17 protein-coding genes are annotated in these 16,119 nt (G+C 68.4%); 11 read left to right on the top strand and 6 right to left on the bottom strand.

Going from position 1 to position 16,119, the window contains the following annotated elements; translation table 11 throughout:
- Positions 1-24 precede the first annotated feature (24 nt).
- The 7 genes from ACQ859_RS28900 (at position 25) to ylqF (ending at position 5,773) form a co-directional block, all read left to right on the top strand.
- Positions 25-375 carry an energy transducer TonB gene (locus tag ACQ859_RS28900; RefSeq protein ID WP_431263864.1) on the top strand — a complete coding sequence of 117 codons (351 nt, stop codon included), beginning with the start codon at positions 25-27 and terminating at the stop codon, positions 373-375.
- 158 nt (positions 376-533) lie between these two features.
- The gene (locus ACQ859_RS28895) at positions 534-1,028 is read left to right on the top strand and encodes a hypothetical protein (RefSeq protein ID WP_431263863.1); all 495 of its coding nucleotides are present in this window, start codon (positions 534-536) and stop codon (positions 1,026-1,028) included.
- Positions 1,029-1,126: 98 nt separating this feature from the next.
- Entirely contained in the window at positions 1,127-1,396 is a 270-nt protein-coding gene (locus ACQ859_RS28890) for a hypothetical protein (protein ID WP_431263862.1), read from the top strand.
- Between the two features lie 10 nt (positions 1,397-1,406).
- On the top strand, positions 1,407-2,852 hold the full coding sequence (locus ACQ859_RS28885; protein WP_431263861.1) for a TolC family protein: 1,446 nt from the start codon (positions 1,407-1,409) through the stop codon (positions 2,850-2,852).
- Positions 2,853-2,878: 26 nt separating this feature from the next.
- The gene (locus tag ACQ859_RS28880) at positions 2,879-4,300 is read left to right on the top strand and encodes a multicopper oxidase family protein (RefSeq protein WP_431263860.1); all 1,422 of its coding nucleotides are present in this window, start codon (positions 2,879-2,881) and stop codon (positions 4,298-4,300) included.
- Between the two features lie 40 nt (positions 4,301-4,340).
- Positions 4,341-4,724 carry a copper-binding protein gene (locus tag ACQ859_RS28875; RefSeq protein WP_431263859.1) on the top strand — a complete coding sequence of 128 codons (384 nt, stop codon included), beginning with the start codon at positions 4,341-4,343 and terminating at the stop codon, positions 4,722-4,724.
- 38 nt (positions 4,725-4,762) lie between these two features.
- The gene (gene ylqF, locus ACQ859_RS28870) at positions 4,763-5,773 is read left to right on the top strand and encodes a ribosome biogenesis GTPase YlqF (RefSeq protein WP_431263858.1); all 1,011 of its coding nucleotides are present in this window, start codon (positions 4,763-4,765) and stop codon (positions 5,771-5,773) included.
- Between the two features lie 125 nt (positions 5,774-5,898).
- On the opposite strand, the gene ACQ859_RS28865 is transcribed toward ylqF, so the two are convergent.
- On the bottom strand, positions 5,899-6,519 hold the full coding sequence (locus ACQ859_RS28865; RefSeq protein WP_431263857.1) for a trimeric intracellular cation channel family protein: 621 nt from the start codon (positions 6,517-6,519) through the stop codon (positions 5,899-5,901).
- 152 nt (positions 6,520-6,671) lie between these two features.
- Between ACQ859_RS28865 and htpG the strand changes: the two genes are divergently transcribed.
- A complete protein-coding gene (gene htpG / locus ACQ859_RS28860; protein ID WP_431263856.1) occupies positions 6,672-8,564 on the top strand; it encodes a molecular chaperone HtpG in 1,893 nt (630 codons plus the stop codon).
- Positions 8,565-8,682: 118 nt separating this feature from the next.
- Here the strand turns inward: htpG and ACQ859_RS28855 are convergent, their stop codons facing one another.
- The 3 genes from ACQ859_RS28855 to ACQ859_RS28845 form a co-directional block, all read right to left on the bottom strand.
- Positions 8,683-9,708 (bottom strand): serine/threonine protein kinase, encoded by a 1,026-nt coding sequence (locus tag ACQ859_RS28855; protein WP_431263855.1) that lies wholly within the window; start codon positions 9,706-9,708, stop codon positions 8,683-8,685.
- A 71-nt stretch (positions 9,709-9,779) separates the two neighbouring features.
- The gene (locus ACQ859_RS28850; RefSeq protein WP_431263854.1) at positions 9,780-10,697 is read right to left on the bottom strand and encodes a DUF2726 domain-containing protein; all 918 of its coding nucleotides are present in this window, start codon (positions 10,695-10,697) and stop codon (positions 9,780-9,782) included.
- A gap of 207 nt (positions 10,698-10,904) precedes the next feature.
- On the bottom strand, positions 10,905-11,627 hold the full coding sequence (locus ACQ859_RS28845) for a GNAT family N-acetyltransferase (protein ID WP_431263853.1): 723 nt from the start codon (positions 11,625-11,627) through the stop codon (positions 10,905-10,907).
- A 313-nt stretch (positions 11,628-11,940) separates the two neighbouring features.
- Here ACQ859_RS28845 and rplM point away from each other — a divergent pair, with 313 nt between their 5' ends.
- The 3 genes from rplM (at position 11,941) to erpA (ending at position 13,347) form a co-directional block, all read left to right on the top strand.
- Positions 11,941-12,369, top strand: a complete 429-nt coding sequence (rplM, locus tag ACQ859_RS28840) for a 50S ribosomal protein L13 (protein WP_067065533.1) — start codon at positions 11,941-11,943, stop codon at positions 12,367-12,369.
- A gap of 9 nt (positions 12,370-12,378) precedes the next feature.
- A complete protein-coding gene (gene rpsI / locus ACQ859_RS28835) occupies positions 12,379-12,771 on the top strand; it encodes a 30S ribosomal protein S9 (protein WP_067065532.1) in 393 nt (130 codons plus the stop codon).
- 201 nt (positions 12,772-12,972) lie between these two features.
- A complete protein-coding gene (erpA, locus tag ACQ859_RS28830; RefSeq protein ID WP_088407855.1) occupies positions 12,973-13,347 on the top strand; it encodes an iron-sulfur cluster insertion protein ErpA in 375 nt (124 codons plus the stop codon).
- Positions 13,348-13,498: 151 nt separating this feature from the next.
- On the opposite strand, the gene ACQ859_RS28825 is transcribed toward erpA, so the two are convergent.
- Both ACQ859_RS28825 and ACQ859_RS28820 read right to left on the bottom strand, forming a co-directional pair.
- On the bottom strand, positions 13,499-14,629 hold the full coding sequence (locus ACQ859_RS28825) for an anhydro-N-acetylmuramic acid kinase (RefSeq protein ID WP_431263852.1): 1,131 nt from the start codon (positions 14,627-14,629) through the stop codon (positions 13,499-13,501).
- Between the two features lie 58 nt (positions 14,630-14,687).
- A complete protein-coding gene (locus ACQ859_RS28820; protein WP_431266689.1) occupies positions 14,688-16,073 on the bottom strand; it encodes a peptidoglycan DD-metalloendopeptidase family protein in 1,386 nt (461 codons plus the stop codon).
- Positions 16,074-16,119: the final 46 nt, after the last annotated feature.

Here is a 16,119-nt window from a genome sequence, read left to right as displayed (position 1 = left end):
CACCCAAGACGTACGAGGTCCCAAATGAGCAAGCAACTGAACAAGACTGTCTCCCGCACGATTACCCGCACCCTGCTGGGCCTGGCGAGCGCGCTGGTCCTGGCCGCCGGCGCCCACGCCACCCCGAAGATCGTCAAGAAGGTGCCGCCGGAGTTCCCGGCCGAAGCCGCCCGCCAGTCGATCTCGCAAGGGTCCGTGCGCGCCAAGATGAACATCGAGCCGGACGGCAAGGTCTCGGGCGTCGAGATCCTGGAAGCCGAGCCGCGCAAGGTCTTCGACAAGGCCGTGACCCGCGCGCTGATGGACTGGAAGTTCGAGCCGAGCGGCCAGAAGGAAACGCACGAGGTCAAGCTCGTGTTCAAGAACGAGGACTGATCGCCGCCGCCGGTCCGCACGGATCGGCGACCGATGTCACCGAAGGGCCGCGCGAGCGGCCCTTTCCCATGGTGACGCCGGCCTTCGACCATCGATGCCAGCGAGCGCTTCAGGGTGACGTAAGTCCACGGGAAGCGCCTCGCCTACACTCACGCCCCATGTCCCGCCCGAACGCACCCGGTCCGCGCCGGCTCCTCTGGAGTCGCTGGCTGGTGCTCGTCCTGCTGAGCCTGACCCTGCCGCTGCAAGGCGCGCTGGCTGCGACGATGGGCATCGGCATGGCGCTGATGTCGTCGACCACCGGCACTGCCGTGATGACGATGCCGAGCGACTGCCAGGACATGGGTCACGGCATGGCGCACGATATGTCCGCCATGGCCGGGATGTCGCATGACAGGGGTGGCATGGATCACGCCGGCATGGCCTCGATGGACCATGGCATGTCGCATGACGACGGCGCGGATCACACGGCCACCTCGGACCACCATTGCGGCATCTGCCTGCAGTGCTGCATCGGCGCCGCTTTGCCGATCGCGTCGCTGACGCCTGCCGCGCAGGACCTGCGCGACGCCGCCCCTTCGCTCGACGCCCACGGTGCGCCCGAGCAGTCGCCGCAGCCGCTCGAGCGGCCGCCCAAAGCCTTCCTCGCCTGAACGCCGGCGCTCGTCCTGGACGAGCTGCCGTCCGAGCCAGTGTCCGTCCGCGTTTCCGCGGCAGACCGGCGTCGTTCCCGTTCATTCGAGAGGCAGCCATGTCTTCCCGTTTCATTCCCGCACTCGCGCTGGCGACGTGCCTGGGCGCCGCCACGGCCGCGCCGCCCGATCCCGCCGATGCGCGCCTGACGTCCTCCGCGCCGCGTCCCAAGCCGTCCGCTCCCGCATCGAGTGCCGCGGTCGTCGATCCTGGTGTCGGCGATTGGCGCCAGGCCAACCGCCGTGTGCTCGAGGCCGGCGGATGGCGTGCGCTGCTGCGTGAGAGCCAGGCCGCCTCGGCGCCGGCCGGCGGTCATCACCACCACTGAGGAGCGACCGATGTCCTCCATGAACACACCTGGACGTCCTCCTGTCCGGCTGCTGCTCGCGCTCGCCGCGACGATGGCCTTGTCGGCCTGCGCCGCCTTGTCGCCCGAACAGGCCGCCGCGCCTGTCCAGCAGAAGAGCCGTGATTGGCTAGGCGTCGAACTGCCGCTGCAGCGCTCCGACGATCAGCGCGCCGCCGGCCGCGCGCGCACGGACGCCCTGCTCGCGGCGCCTCTTGACGCACAGGGCGCGGTGCAACTCGCGCTGCTCAACCACCGCGGGTTGCGGTCGGGGCTGTACGGCCTTGGCATGGCGGAAGCCGAGCGCGTGCAGACGCTGCTCTGGCCCAATCCCGTGCTCAACATCGGCCGTCTGGTCCGGGGCGACGAGAGGGAGATCGAGCGCGGTCTCCAGTTCAACCTGCTGAGCCTGCTCGGTCGTGGCGCCCGTCAGGAAGCCGGCGCCCGGGCGCTTGAACGCGAGCAGGCCCGCGTTGCTCAACAGTTGCTGGACGTTGCAGGTCAGGCGCGTCGGAGCTGGATCCAGGCGGTCGCGTCGCAGGAGCAATTGCGACACGCGGAGACGGTGCTCGATTCGGCCTCGGCCGGTGCCGAACTCGCGCTGCGCATGCGGCAGGCGGGCAACGTCAGCGCGTTGCGTCTTGCGCGCGAGCGCACGGTGCTCGCCGAAGCGCAGCTCGCGATGGAGCAGGCGCAGTTGCAGGCGGCGGGCGATCGCGAAGCGTTGATCCGTGCGATCGGCCTCTGGGGCGACGACCTGGCCGCCTTGAAGCTGCCCGAGCGTCTGCCGGACGTGCCCACCGACTTCCGCACTGCGGACGATGTCGAGCGTCAGGCGGTGGCGCAACGGCTCGACATCCTGGCCGCGAAGAGGGAGTCCGAGCAACTCGCCGCGCAGCTGGGGCTGACGCGCCGTACCGGCCGCGTCAACGTGCTGGAGCTCGGCCTGCAGCGCAACAGCAGCAACGAGGAACCGACGCAGCGCGGTGTCGAGCTCAGCGTCGAACTGCCGCTGTTCGACTGGGGTCAGGCGCGTGTCGCCGGCGCGCGCGAGGCCTATGGCCAATCGCTGGAACGTACCGCGCAGATCGCGATCGAGGCGCGGTCCGAGGTGCGTGTCACCCGGGCGCGCGCGGAGACCGCGTGGCGCATCGCCCGACGCCATCACGACGAAGTGTTGCCGCTTGCCAGGCAGGTCTCCGACGAGACGCTGCTCCGCTACAACGGCATGCTGGTCGGCGTGATGGACCTGCTCGCCGATGCGCGGGTGCAAGCGCGCGCCGTGTCCGCGATCTTGAACGCGCAGCGCGACTTCTGGCTCGCGGAGTCCGAACTGTCGCAAAGCCTGCTCGGCCCCGTGCGCGATGGCGCCACGGCGGCCTCCTTCATTTCCTCGACCGCCGCCGCGCCTGAAGCCGCCGGTGGCGCCGCGCATTGAGCGCGCGGCCTCGAAAGGACCTTCCGATGATTTCCCGGAGAAACCTCTTTGCCCGAGCCGCCGCGGGGGCAGCACTCGGCGCGGCCGGCGCGGTGAACGCGAGCGGGGTGTCGCGCGTCGCGATGGCCGCGCTGCCCGAGCCTGCCCTGCGCGACAGCGCCGACACGGCACCGCCGCTGGCGCCGCCCAACGGGCGCCCGTACAACCCCGTCGTCACGCTGAACGGCTGGACGCTGCCCTGGCGCCTGCGCGACGGCGTCAAGGAGTTCCACCTTGTCGCCGAACCGGTGCTGCGCGAGCTTGCGCCCGGCACCACCGCGCACCTGTGGGGCTACAACGGCCAGTCGCCCGGCCCGACGATCGAGGTCGTCGAGGGTGATCGGGTCCGCATCTACGTCACCAACAAGCTGCCCGAGCACACCAGCGTGCACTGGCACGGGCAGCGCCTGCCCAACGGCATGGACGGCGTGTCCGGCCTGACGCAGCCGGCGATCAAGCCGGGCGAGACCTTCGTCTACGAGTTCGTCGCCCGGCGGCCGGGCACCTTCATGTACCACCCGCATGCCGACGAGATGACGCAGATGGCGATGGGCATGATGGGCTTCTGGGTCACGCATCCGAAGGCCCGGCATCCACAGATCGCCGAGGTGCAGCGCGACTTCTGCTTCCTGCTGTCGAGCTACGACATCGATCCCGGCAGCTACACGCCGCGCACGATGACGATGACCGACTTCAACCTGTGGACCTGGAACAGCCGCGTCTTCCCGGGCATCGACACGCTCAACGTGCGGCAGGGCGACCGGGTGCGGATCCGCGTCGGCAACCTGACGATGACCAACCACCCGATCCATCTGCACGGGCACGAGTTCGAGGTCACCGGCACCGACGGCGGTCCCGTGCCCAGGACGGCGCGCTGGCCCGAGGTCACCACCGATGTCGCGGTCGGGCAGATGCGGCAGATCGAGTTCCTCGCGGACGAGCCCGGCGACTGGGCGATCCACTGCCACAAGAGCCACCACACGATGAACGCGATGGGGCATCAGGTCGACACGCTGATCGGCGTGGATCACCGCGGGCTCGCGGCGCGCATCAACAAGGTCATCCCCGACTACATGGCGATGGGCGAGCGCGGCATGTCCGACATGGCCGAGATGGAGATGCCGCTGCCCGAGAACACCGTGCCCATGATGAGCGGGCAGGGGCCGCACGGGTCGCTGGAGATGGGCGGGATGTTCAGCGTCATCAAGGTGCGCAAGGACCAGAAGCCTGGCGACTACGGCGATCCGGGCTGGTACGCCGCGCCGTCGGGCAGCGTCGCGCGACCGGTGGCGACGCCCGCCGGCGCGCCGGTGGCTCCTGCGGCCCAACCTGCCGCCACGCCCGCAGCACCCACTTCGGAACCGCTGCGCGTCCGCAAGCCCGATGGGCACGGACATCAGGGGCATTGAGCCCCGGCAATCACATTCACGAATCAAGAAAGTCAGCACCATGAACCGCATTCACACCGCCTTCGCCGCCCTCGTCGTGATCTTGAGCGCAGCCGCCCTGCCGGTGCGCGCGCAGGAGCATTCGCACGAAGGCCATGACCAGCCGACGGAGGCCGCCGAGGCCCCGGCACCGTCCTCTCAGGACTGGATCCCGGCCGAAGTCCGCCGGATCGACATCCCCCAGCAGAAGCTCACCCTCAAGCACGGCGACATCCGCCACCTCGACATGCCGGGCATGACGATGCCGTTCCGGCTCGCGCCCGGGGTGGTGAGCGCGGCGCAGCTGTCCGCGATCAAGACCGGCGACAAGCTGGAGGTCCGGATCGAGTCGCGCGACGGAGCGCCGACCATCGTCGAACTGCGTCCGGCACCCGCGCAGAACTGAGGCGGCGGACCGCCGGCGAGATCGCGGACAATCGCGCCATGGCGATTCAATGGTTTCCCGGGCACATGCACAAGACCCGGGGCGCGATCCGCGAGCGCATGAAAAGCGGGATCGACGTGGTCATCGAGATGCTCGATGCCCGCGTGCCCGCGAGCAGCGCCAATCCGCTGATCGCGCAACTGACGCAGGGCCGGCCGGCGCTGAAGCTGATCAACAAGCAGGACCTGGCCGATCCGGCCCGCACGGCGGAGTGGCTGGCGTTCTATCGCGCGCAGCCGAACACCCACGCCGTCGCGATCCACCAGGGCCAGCCCGGTCTGGCGAAGCTGATGGCGGCCGAGTGCCGCGCGCTGGCGCCGAACCGCGGCGGTCTGGACAAGCCGTTGCGCGTGCTGATCTGCGGCATCCCGAACGTCGGCAAGTCCACGCTGATCAACACCATCGTCGGCAAGCGCGCCGCCGCCACCGGCGACGAGCCCGGCATCACCAAGATGGAGCAGAAGATCCTGCTCGACAAGGGCGTCTACCTGTTCGACACGCCGGGCATGCTGTGGCCCAAGATCCGCGTGCCGGAGGCGGGCATCAACCTCGCCGCCAGCGGCGCGGTCGGTCGCAACGCCTTCGAGGAGGAAGTGGTCGCGCTGGACCTGCTCGGCTACCTGCGCCTGCACTATCCGCAGTCGCTCAAGGCCCGGTACCAGCTTGAACCCGACGCTTCGCTGCTCGACGGCGAGGTGCTGCAGCTGATCGGCAAGCGGCGCGGCGCGGTGCTCTCGGGCGGTCGCATCAACATGCAGAAGGCTGCGGAGGTCCTGCTGTACGACCTGCGCCAGGGACAGCTCGGGCGCATCACGCTGGAGACGCCGGCTGAATTCGACGAGTGGACCGCCGCCGCAGACGCCGCGGAGGACGCCAGGATCGCCGAGAAGGAAGCCCGCGCCGTCGCCGCCAAGCGCGGGACCCGGGATGCGCAGCAGGCGTATGCCGCGGACGATGAAGACGAAAACGAAGACGACGACGAAGACGAGGACCTCGACCGCGACGACTGAACTGCCAGGGACCGAGCACGACGGCAGAAGCCGGGTGCCCCCTCGCTCATACGCTCGCAGGCTCCGCTAAATCGCTCGGGGGCACCCGGCTTCCGCCGTCCGGAGCGGGTGGCGGGCGTGCGGGGTCAGGGGTGAACCTGCAGCATCTGCAGCGCCGGCAGTTGCCAGCCGAAGTACAGCGCCGCCAGGCGCAGCGCGGCGACACCCACCATGCCGATGACGAAAGCCCAGCGCATCGGGACGCCCATCGCCTTCAGCAGGAAGTACAACGCAATGCCGCCGATCGCGGCCGTCGCGTAGATGTCCTTGCGCAGCAGCAGCGGGGCCTGACCGCTCAGGACGTCGCGCAGCACGCCGCCCCCGCAGGCGGTCAGCGTGCCCATCAGCAGTGCGGGCATCGGCTTCACGCCGTGCTCCTCGGCGATCTCGGTGCCGCACAGCGCGAACAGCGCCAGCCCCAGCGCGTCGGCAATCTTCAGGATCCCGATCGCATGCTCCGGGAACGGCCCCACGATCAGCGCGGCCAGGGCACTCGCGATGATCACCAGCAGATAGCGCGTGTCCTTCATCCAGAACACCGGATGCCGGTTCAGCAGGAGATCCCGCAGCGTGCCGCCGCCCACCGCCGTCATGGCGGCGATGACCAGCAGCCCGAACAGATCGAGCCCCGCCTGCATCGCGGCCAGCGCGCCACTGACGGCGAACACCGCCACGCCCAACAAGTCGAACCAGTAGATCATCGGCATAGGGCGCGGAGTTTAGAGGCGCGCACCGCCCCTTGAAATCGGGTCCGGGTGCCCCATCTGTCGCCGCGATAATCCAGGCCCCATCGGGGCGCGCTCCTGCCGCACCGCTTTGGACCCGTTGGCATCCCTTCGCATCACCGCTCTCACGAACGATGGACAAGCAAACCCATTCCTTCCAGGCCGAAGTCAAGCAGATCCTGCATCTGGTGACGCACTCGCTCTACTCGAACAAGGAGATCTTCCTGCGCGAGCTGGTCAGCAACGCCTCCGACGCGTGCGACAAGCTGCGCTTCGAGGCGCTCGACCACCCGCAGCTCTTCGAGGACCAGCCGACGCTTGAAGTCCGCGTGTCCTTCGACACCGAGGCCCGCACCGTCACCATCAGCGACACCGGCATCGGCCTGTCCGCGGAAGAGGCCATCGCCCACCTTGGCACGATCGCCAAGAGCGGCACCCGGGAGTTCATGGCCAAGCTCGAAGGCGAGCAGAAGAAGGATGCGAACCTGATCGGCCAGTTCGGCGTCGGGTTCTACTCCGGCTTCATCGTCGCCGACCGCATCACGGTCGAATCGCGCCGCGCGGGCCTGCCCGCCGAGCAGGGGGTGCGCTGGACCTCCGAAGGCACCGGCGACTTCGAGGTCGAGACCATCACCAAGCCGGGTCGCGGCACCGACGTCATCCTGCATCTGCGCGAGGGCGAGGAGGAGTTCCTCAAGACCTGGCGCCTGAAATCGACGATCGCGAAGTATTCGGACCACATCTCGCTGCCGATCCTGATGCGCAAGGAAGAGTGGGACGCCGACAACGCCACGCAGGTGCTCAAGGACGAGTGGGAGCCGGTGAACAAGGCGTCCGCGCTGTGGACACGCTCGAAGAGCGACATCACGCAGGCCGAGTACGACGCCTTCTACCAGCAGATCAGCTACGACACCGAAGCGCCGCTGGCCTTCACGCACAACCGCGTCGAGGGCCGCAGCGAGTACACCCAACTGCTCTACATCCCGGCCAAGGCGCCCTTTGACCTGTGGAACCGCGACAAGCGCGGCGGCGTGAAGCTGTACGTCAAGCGCGTGTTCATCATGGACGACGCCGAGGCGCTGATGCCGGTCTATCTGCGCTTCGTGAAGGGCGTGATCGACTCGGCCGACCTGCCGCTGAACGTCAGCCGCGAGCTGCTGCAGGAAAGCCGCGACGTGAAGGCGATCCGCGAAGGTTCGACCAAGCGCGTGCTGTCGATGCTGGAATCGCTGGCCCACAGCGAGGACGCCGGCGAGCGCGACAAGTACGCGCGTTTCTGGACCGATTTCGGCCAGGTGCTGAAGGAAGGCGTCGGCGAGGACCACACCAACCAGGAGCGCCTGGTCAAGCTGCTGCGTTTCGCGTCGACGCACGCCGACGAGAACGTCTCGTTCGCCGACTACGTGTCGCGGATGAAGGAGGGCCAGGAGGCCATCTTCTACATCACCGCCGACAGCCTGGGCGCCGCGAAGAACAGCCCGCAGCTCGAGATCTTCCGCAAGAAGGGCATCGAGGTGCTGCTGCTGACCGAGCGCGTCGACGAATGGATGCTGTCGCACCTGCACGAGTTCGAAGGCAAGTCGCTGCAGTCGGTTGCCAAGGGCGCCGTCGACCTCGGCCAGCTCCAGGACGAGGAAGAAAAGAAGAAGGCCGAGGAAGCCGCCGAGCAGTTCAAGCCGGTGCTGGACCGGCTGAAGACCGCGCTGGAAGGCCGCGCCAAGGATGTGCGTGTCACGACGCGGCTGGTGGATTCGCCGGCCTGCATCGTGGTCGAGGAGCACGACATCAGCGGCCACCTGGCCCGGATGCTGAAGCAGGCGGGCCAGACCGCGCCGGCGTCGCAGCCGACGCTGGAGATCAACCCCGACCACGCCCTGGTGAAGAAGCTGAGTGCGATCGAGGGTGACGAGGGGCGCTTCGGTGATCTGGCGCAGGTGCTGTTCGACCAGGCGCTGCTGGCCGAAGGGGGCGTGCTCGAGGACCCCGCGGCCTACGTGAAACGCGTCAACGCGCTGCTGCTGGGCTGACGTCGTTCCGCCGCCGCGCGCTCCTGCCGCGGCGGCCGCCCCTCGAGATACAGGCTACCGCCGGCGTTGCCGGCGCAACGCCGGAGCTGGTGGGGGATGGTCTCCCTCGACCGTGCCCTCAGCCGTGCCAGCCGGGCTGGGGCTCGGCTTGCGCGCGCATCGCCTCGAGCTGCTCCCGCAGCTTCACGACCTGGTCGCTCCAGTAGTTGGGCGTGCCGAACCAGGGGAAGGCCGCCGGAAAGGCCGGGTCGTCCCAGCGTCGCGCCAGCCAGGCGCTGTGGTGGATCATCCGCTGCGTGCGCAGCGCCTCGACCAGCTTCAGCTCGCGCCAGTCGAATTCGCGCACGCTCTCGTAGCCGTCAAGCAGCGCGTCGAGCTGGCGACGTGCGGCCTCCGGCTCCCCCGACAGCATCATCCACAGATCCTGCACCGCGGGGCCCTGAACGGCATCGTCGAGGTCCACGAAATGCGGACCGCGATCCGGCGTCCACAGGATGTTGCCGGGATGGCAGTCCCCATGCAGACGCAGCGCGCGGCGATCGGGCAGTGCATCGAAGGCGGCATCGATGGCATCGATGCAGCGCGCGGCTGCGTCGTGCCAATCGTTCGAGACCTCCGGCGCCAAGGTGTCGTGCGCGCGCAGCCAGTCGCGTGCTTCCCGCGCGGGTGCGGCGCTGTTCCAGGACAGGCGATGCTCGAAGGGCTCGCGTTGGCCGACCTCGTGCAGTCGCGCGAGCAGCCGGCCGATCCAGCGCAGCACCTCGGGATCCTCGAGCTCCGGCGCGCGGCCGCCCTGGCGCGGCGTCACCGCGAAGCGCTGCCCCTGGAAATGTCCCAGGGTGCTGGCCGTCGCGCCGTCGTCCGCTCCGTCCTTCAGCGCCAACGGCGCGACGACGGGCACTTCCGCTTCGGCGAGCGCCTTGGCGAACGCGTGCTCCTCGAGGATCTGCGCATCGCTCCACCGGCCAGGCCGGTAGAACTTCGCGACCACCGCCGCGCCGTCCTCCAGATGGGCCATCAGCACGCGGTTCTCGTAGGAGTTCAGCTGCAGCAGCCGGCCATCGGGGCGTAGCCCCGCATGCTCGAGCGCATCGAGCATCAGTTCGGGGGTCAGGAGGCCGAAACCGGCCGTCATGTCAGTCATCGGAGCGGCGAGGGCAGCAAAAACGGCGCCGGAGCGCCGTCGTGTCCTCGAGAAGCGGGCAGGGGCGTAGCTTAGCGCCGCCCGTAGCGGGGCGAGTCGACGACCACGCCGCCGATGTCGGGGTCCGGCAGCTCGCTGGGCAGGGTCGGGAAATCGCGACCGAACTGGGAGTCGCGGAACTGCGGATCGCGCGCATGCGGGTCCCGGAGCTGCGAGTCGCGGAAGCCGGATGCCTCGTGCGTTCCGGCGCGCGGGCGGTAGCCGCGGGCGCGCGGTTCCGCGGGCGGCAGCGGTGCCTGCATCGATTCACCGCTGAACGCGTCGTAGCGGCTGTCCGGTGCGAAGAAGGAATCGCTGAACACCGGGGAGTCATTCCAGAGCGTGTTGCGCGACGTGGCGGGCGCGGCCGGGGCCGGGCGGCGCGGGGCGGCGACCGGCGGCGCGCTGGGAAGATGGCTGGCGCCGGCGCGCGGCATCGCCGCCATGCCGGCGCGGCTGCCCTGGTTGCTGTAGGGCACGAGCAGTTGCAATTCGGTGGCGCTCGGGAGCTTGTCCACCGACGAGCGCAGGTAGCGGATGCGGCACGCCGCCAGGACCGCCTGCTTGATCTGCAGGCTGCGGGTGGAGCCCGGACGGTCGGTCTCGATGTCGATCGCGGCCAGCACGCGCCCGTTGGGGCTGCAGATCGCGAAGTTCACGCTGATGCCGCCCAGCAGCTCATACCAGTAGCGCACGTCGCGGGCTTCGGTCGGCTGGCAGAAACGCACCATCGGCAGCTTGCACATGACGACGTGGTGCGGCAGGGCCTCGCGCAGCAGGCGGAAGACGCGGCGTTCGTCGGCGCTGAAGACGGGGCGGGCGTTGAGCGACCACTCCGTGGGCAGCGGTTTGCGCTCGCGGCGTGGCCGCCGCAGCAGGAGCGCGGCGGCCAGTCCCAGGACTGCCAGCGCCGACAGTCCCGCGATGATCCACGGAAGCAGGTTCTGCATATCCCAACGAGCCCAAGGCACTGGACGGACCGGACGGATGGCGCTCGACGAGCGCCGGAGGACGCACGGGAGCAGCGGATCAGAGACACCGTACCGGGCGAATCGCGGGAATGTAGCGGAAAGGCGTTACAAATTGCATCAGAACTGACCCCTTGAACCCCCTGGAATGAGGTGGGGCCACGGGGAATGAAACCGCTACCTGTGCGATCAGCGTTTCGAGTCAGGATCGTTGGAGGGGTCGCGTACCTTGCGGATGCGGGACTTCACCTCGGCCACGCCGTCCAGGAAGTCGCCGACGGTGCGCATGTGCCGCTTGAACTGGAAATCCCATTCGGCCATGTGGCGCTCGAGGGCCTCGTCCACATGCGAGGACACCGAATCCGGCGGCAGGCGCAGCCAGGCCTCGGATTCGCCGCCGTCACGCTCGACCGTCGCCCCCGCATTGCGGGCGATCTTCAGCATCGGGGCGTTCTCGCTCAGCGCGTGGATGAACAGCGTGTCGATCCCGCGGTTGCGCGCATGCAGCGAGGCGCGCTCGAACAGCCGGCCGCCGAAACCCTTGCCGCGGGCGGACGTGGCCACCGAGACACCGAACTCCGCCATCGCCGGACGTCCCTTGATCTGTGGCGCCGGTGCGTAGGCCAGGTGGGCCACGGCGATCAGCTGCAGGCGGCGGTTGAAGATGCCCAGGACCTCGTCGCGGACGAGATCCAGGCCGGCGACATACTTCCCGATCTGCTCGTCGCGCGCCGGATAACCGAAGCGCAGGTAGCGGTCTCGCTCGCCCAGCGAGAGCAGGTGCTGAAGGATGCGCTTGCGGTGGCGCTTGCCCAGCGAGCGGATCGGCACCCAGCCGGTCCAGCGCGCCAGCATCGCGCGCGGGCTCCAGCGGGAGGGCGGCGTCGTCTCCGGCACCTTCGGCTGGGGCATGGTCGGGCGGGGATCGGACGGGGTGGGCATGGCGGGCTGGGCGATGGGGAAGGATGCTAGCGGGGAACGACCCCGGCGCCTGTCCGGATACGTCACAAAATCGGCGGCGCGGAGCGGCCGGCGGGGCGGGCTGCGCGGCGCCATCGACCTGGATTTGGGCTTTCGGGCAGGTTCTGCTAGACTCGTCGGCTTTCCCGTTTCCAAGGCAGCGGGGGAACGTCCGTGAGAGGCCGCAGCGAGTCATATCGCCAACAAGCGTGCACCGAGCGTACGGGGGCAGATCGCCCGAAGTTTCGCCTTTTGAAAGAATCTCATGAAGACCTTCAGCGCCAAGCCGGCCGAAGTGACGCACGAGTGGTTTGTGATTGACGCCACCGACAAGGTGCTCGGACGTGTTGCCAGCGAAGTGGCACTCCGTTTGCGCGGCAAGCACAAGGCCATCTACACGCCTCACGTCGACACCGGTGACTTCATCGTCATCATCAACGCCGAGAAGCTGCGCGTCACGGGCAACAAGGCCACGGACAAGGTGTACTACCGTCACTCGGGCTTCCCGGGCGGCATCTACGCCACCAAGTTCAAGGACATGCAAGCCAAGCATCCGGGCCGCGCCCTGGAAAAGGCCGTCAAGGGCATGCTGCCCAAGGGCCCGCTCGGCTACGCGATGATCAAGAAGCTGAAGGTGTATGCGGGCGACACGCATCCGCACACCGCCCAGCAGCCCAAGGCGCTGGAAATCTAAGGAGCGGTGATGATCGGAAACTGGAACTACGGTACCGGGCGTCGCAAGTCGTCGGTGGCTCGTGTCTTCATCAAGAAGGGCACTGGCCAGATCACGGTGAATGGCCGCTCGATCGAGCAGTACTTCGGCCGTCAAACGTCCATCATGATTTCGCGCCAGCCCCTGCTGCTGACGAACAATGGTGAAGCGTTCGACATCAAGGTCAACGTGCACGGCGGCGGCGAGTCCGGCCAAGCCGGTGCGGTCCGCCTGGGTATCACCCGCGCGCTGATCGACTACGACGCGGCCCTGAAGCCCGAACTGAGCCGCGCCGGCTTCGTCACGCGTGACGCGCGTGAAGTCGAGCGTAAGAAGGTCGGTCTGCACGGCGCCCGTCGCCGGAAGCAGTTCAGCAAGCGCTGATCGACTTCCGTCCACTGGTGGCATCCGGGTTGGGATGCCATCGGTGGCGAAAGCTCAAGAACAAGGCCGCTGCTTCAGCGGCCTTGTTTTTTGCTCGTCAGGGAGCATATTCCTGCCGAAGGGGCTTATCTCCAAGCGTCTGCTTCCCAGGCGGCGGCTTTGAGATAATCCCGCCATTCCTCCGACACAACAGGATCCACGATGAGCGCAGTCCTCGAAACCACCTCCACCGATCTGGGCGGCATGCCGGCCCCGCTGGTCTTCACCGACAGCGCGGCCGAGAAGGTGCGTGAGCTGGTGCTGGAAGAAGGCAATCCGGAACTGAAGCTGCGCGTGTTCGTGCAGGGCGGCGGTTGCTCCGGCTTCCAGTACGGCTTCACCTTCGACGAGGCCGTCAACGACGACGACACGCAGATGGCCAAGAACGGCGTGACGCTGCTGATCGACGCGATGAGCCTGCAGTACCTGGTCGGCGCCGAGATCGACTACAAGGAAGACCTGCAAGGCGCCCAGTTCGTGATCAAGAATCCGAACGCGCAGACGACCTGCGGGTGCGGATCGAGCTTCTCGGTCTGACCGGGGTTCGCTCCGGACTTGTCGGAAGCCTCGGCCTCCGGGCCGAATGACAAAGACCGCCTTCGGGCGGTCTTGTCGTTTCTGGCGCTTGACGTTTGCTGCGAGGTGCCGATCAGGCGCGCGGTGATGATGCCTGCAGTCGGGCGAGCAGTCAGGCAGGCGTGTAGCTGCCCAGCACGCGCAGCCCGGATGCCCCGGTTGCTGCCGGCAGATTGCCGGGCAGCCCGCGCACATGGCGCATCGCCAGCCAGGCGAAAGCAGCGCCCTCGACCTGCATCGGCGGCAGCCCCTTGGCTTCGGTGGTGCGGATCGCCACGGTGGGCAGCAGCGCCTGGAGGCGTTTCAGCAGCGTGTCGTTGAATGCGCCGCCGCCGCAGACCAGCAACTCGCGCCATGCGCCGGGTGCGAAGGCGACCAAGCTGTCGAGCACGCACAGCGCGCTCAACTCAAGCAGCGTCGCCTGCACGTCGACGGCAGACACGCGCGGTGCATGTGCCGCGATCCGGGCATCGAGCCAGTCCAGGTGGAACAGATCCCGCCCTGTGCTGCGCGGAGGCGACTGGCGGAAGTAGGGCTCATCCAGCAGGGCGTTGAGCAGGCCCGCATGGACCTGACCCTGCGCGGCCCATTGGCCGCTGGCGTCGTAGGCGGCGCCCTGATGGCGATGGATCCAGCCGTCCATCAGGCAGTTGCCCGGTCCGCAGTCGAAGCCGCCACTGCGGCCGTCCGCCCAGAGCAGGCTCACATTGCTGATGCCGCCGACGTTCAGCACGACGACATCGGTGCCGTCCTGTGCCAGCACCGCGCGATGGAAGGCGGGCACCAGCGGCGCGCCCTGTCCGCCGGCCGCAAGATCGCGGGTGCGCAGATCGTGGACGACCGCGATGCCGCTGAGTTCAGCCAACAGGGGTGCGTTGAGCAGTTGCAGGGTGAAGCCGGTGCCGTCGAACTCGCCGGGACGGTGTCGCACGGTCTGTCCATGCGCGCCGAGTGCGCGGATCTCTTGAGGCGCGAGCCGCTGCGCCGTCAGCAGCGACCGGCACGCCTGGGCATAGGCGCGAGTGACCGCGTTGCCGGCGAGCGCCGCGCGCTGCAGTTCGTTGTTGCCGGGGCTGTTGAGCGCCAGCAGTTCCGAACGCAACTCAGGGCCGAAGGGCTGGTAGTCGTGGGCCAGGGCCTGGACGCGCCCCTCGGACTCGGCGTGCAGCAGCACCGCGTCGACGCCGTCGAGCGAGGTGCCGGACATCAGTCCGATGTAGAGCTCGGCGCCAGACTTCTTCATGGCGGAACGGACGGGAGCGGGCTGATCCAGCGAAGCGCTTGAGGGAGCGCTGGCTGGCTTATTCGCCGACGACGCCGTCGTGGATCGAGGCCGCGGCCTCGAGTGCGTTCTTCGCGCTGGCGACCTGGGCCTTGAAGGCGGCCTTGGCGGTTGCGGGCAGCGTGACTGCCTCGGAGGCGCGGGCGATCACGCGCGGATCCTGCTGCTTGCCGTTGACGCGGAACTCGAAGTGCAGATGCGGCCCGGTGGCCCAGCCGGTCGAGCCGACGGCGCCGATCTTCTGGCCTTGCTCGATCTTCTGGCCCTTCTTGACGTCGATCCGGCTCAGGTGGGCATAGACCGTCATGCGGCTGCCGCTGTGCTTCAGCTGGATGACGTTGCCGAAGCCGTTCTGCCAGCCGGCGAACTCGACGTTGCCATCGCCGACGCTGCGCACCGCAGTACCCGTCGGCGCGCCGTAGTCGATGCCCTGATGCTGGCGCCACGTCTGCAGGATCGGATGGAAACGCATCGCGAAGCCGGAGGTGACGCGCGAGAACTCCATCGGGCTCGCCAAGAACGAGCGGCGCTTGCTCTCGCCGTCGAAGCCGTAGTAGTTGCTCTTGCCGCTGGCCGGGTCGCGGAACAGCACCGACTGATAGTTCTTGCCGTTGTTCACGAACTCGGCAGCCAGCAGGCGACCCGACCGGTTACCCCAGGTGATGGGTTCGCCGTCGGCGGTCAGGGTCTCGTAGACCAGCGAGAAGCGGTCGCCCTTGCGCAGTTCGCGATGGAAATCGATGTCGCCCGAGAACATGTCCGCCAGCTGCGTGGCGATCGCGTCGGGCACGTTGGCCTCGTCGGTCGCGGCGAACAGCGAGGACTGGATCGTGCCGCTGCCCAGGCGGGTCTGCGTCTCGTACGCCACGGTCTCGAGCTTCGAGACGAACTTGTCGCCCTGGCGGGTGATGCTCAGGCGCGTGAAATGGGTGTCCAGCTGCTCGTTGGACTCGGCGGCGTAGCGGGCGACCAGGGACTGGACCTCGCCGCTGGCGGTCGCGACGACCTGCACGCGCTTGCCGACGCGGCCGGTCAGCAGCTTCCTGGCGGTGTCGTCGGTGCGCAGGAACGAGGCGGCGGCGGCATCGAAGGCGCCCATGCGCTTGAGCAGCACATCGGCGGTATCGGCGGCGCGGGTGACATCGCTGCGGGACAGGCCCGGATCGAACGCGGCCAGGTCGGCCAGTTGCGCGTCCAGCGACTGCAGCGGGATGGATTCGGAGACGACGCGTTGCGGGAGGTCCGCGGCGTCAGGGGCCAGCGGCGCGACGCCGAAGGCGGTCACGGCAAAGCCGCTCAGGACACCGACCACGGTGCCGGTCAGGGCGCGGGGGTGTTTGGCCGCGAAGGATTCGGCGCGAGCGAGGGTGCGCTGCACGCGCTGCCATTCGTCATTCCAATTCATCACGCGCCGAGGACCTTTTTCTGGAGCCTGAGGTGCGCCACCCACC

The organism is Roseateles chitinivorans (assembly GCF_050632235.1).
Taxonomy (GTDB): Bacteria; Pseudomonadota; Gammaproteobacteria; order Burkholderiales; family Burkholderiaceae_C; genus Roseateles; species Roseateles chitinivorans_A.
This window is presented reverse-complemented; position numbering and strand designations above follow the sequence as displayed.

Coding starts and splice junctions, on each gene's coding strand:
- ACQ859_RS28900 (WP_431263864.1), top strand. CDS start 25: ATGAGCAAGCAACTGAACAAGACTGTCTCCCGCACGATTACCCGCACC.
- ACQ859_RS28895 (WP_431263863.1), top strand. CDS start 534: ATGTCCCGCCCGAACGCACCCGGTCCGCGCCGGCTCCTCTGGAGTCGC.
- ACQ859_RS28890 (WP_431263862.1), top strand. CDS start 1,127: ATGTCTTCCCGTTTCATTCCCGCACTCGCGCTGGCGACGTGCCTGGGC.
- ACQ859_RS28885 (WP_431263861.1), top strand. CDS start 1,407: ATGTCCTCCATGAACACACCTGGACGTCCTCCTGTCCGGCTGCTGCTC.
- ACQ859_RS28880 (WP_431263860.1), top strand. CDS start 2,879: ATGATTTCCCGGAGAAACCTCTTTGCCCGAGCCGCCGCGGGGGCAGCA.
- ACQ859_RS28875 (WP_431263859.1), top strand. CDS start 4,341: ATGAACCGCATTCACACCGCCTTCGCCGCCCTCGTCGTGATCTTGAGC.
- ylqF (WP_431263858.1), top strand. CDS start 4,763: ATGGCGATTCAATGGTTTCCCGGGCACATGCACAAGACCCGGGGCGCG.
- ACQ859_RS28865 (WP_431263857.1), bottom strand. CDS start 6,519: ATGCCGATGATCTACTGGTTCGACTTGTTGGGCGTGGCGGTGTTCGCC.
- htpG (WP_431263856.1), top strand. CDS start 6,672: ATGGACAAGCAAACCCATTCCTTCCAGGCCGAAGTCAAGCAGATCCTG.
- ACQ859_RS28855 (WP_431263855.1), bottom strand. CDS start 9,708: ATGACTGACATGACGGCCGGTTTCGGCCTCCTGACCCCCGAACTGATG.
- ACQ859_RS28850 (WP_431263854.1), bottom strand. CDS start 10,697: ATGCAGAACCTGCTTCCGTGGATCATCGCGGGACTGTCGGCGCTGGCA.
- ACQ859_RS28845 (WP_431263853.1), bottom strand. CDS start 11,627: ATGCCCCAGCCGAAGGTGCCGGAGACGACGCCGCCCTCCCGCTGGAGC.
- rplM (WP_067065533.1), top strand. CDS start 11,941: ATGAAGACCTTCAGCGCCAAGCCGGCCGAAGTGACGCACGAGTGGTTT.
- rpsI (WP_067065532.1), top strand. CDS start 12,379: ATGATCGGAAACTGGAACTACGGTACCGGGCGTCGCAAGTCGTCGGTG.
- erpA (WP_088407855.1), top strand. CDS start 12,973: ATGAGCGCAGTCCTCGAAACCACCTCCACCGATCTGGGCGGCATGCCG.
- ACQ859_RS28825 (WP_431263852.1), bottom strand. CDS start 14,629: ATGAAGAAGTCTGGCGCCGAGCTCTACATCGGACTGATGTCCGGCACC.
- ACQ859_RS28820 (WP_431266689.1), bottom strand. CDS start 16,073: ATGAATTGGAATGACGAATGGCAGCGCGTGCAGCGCACCCTCGCTCGC.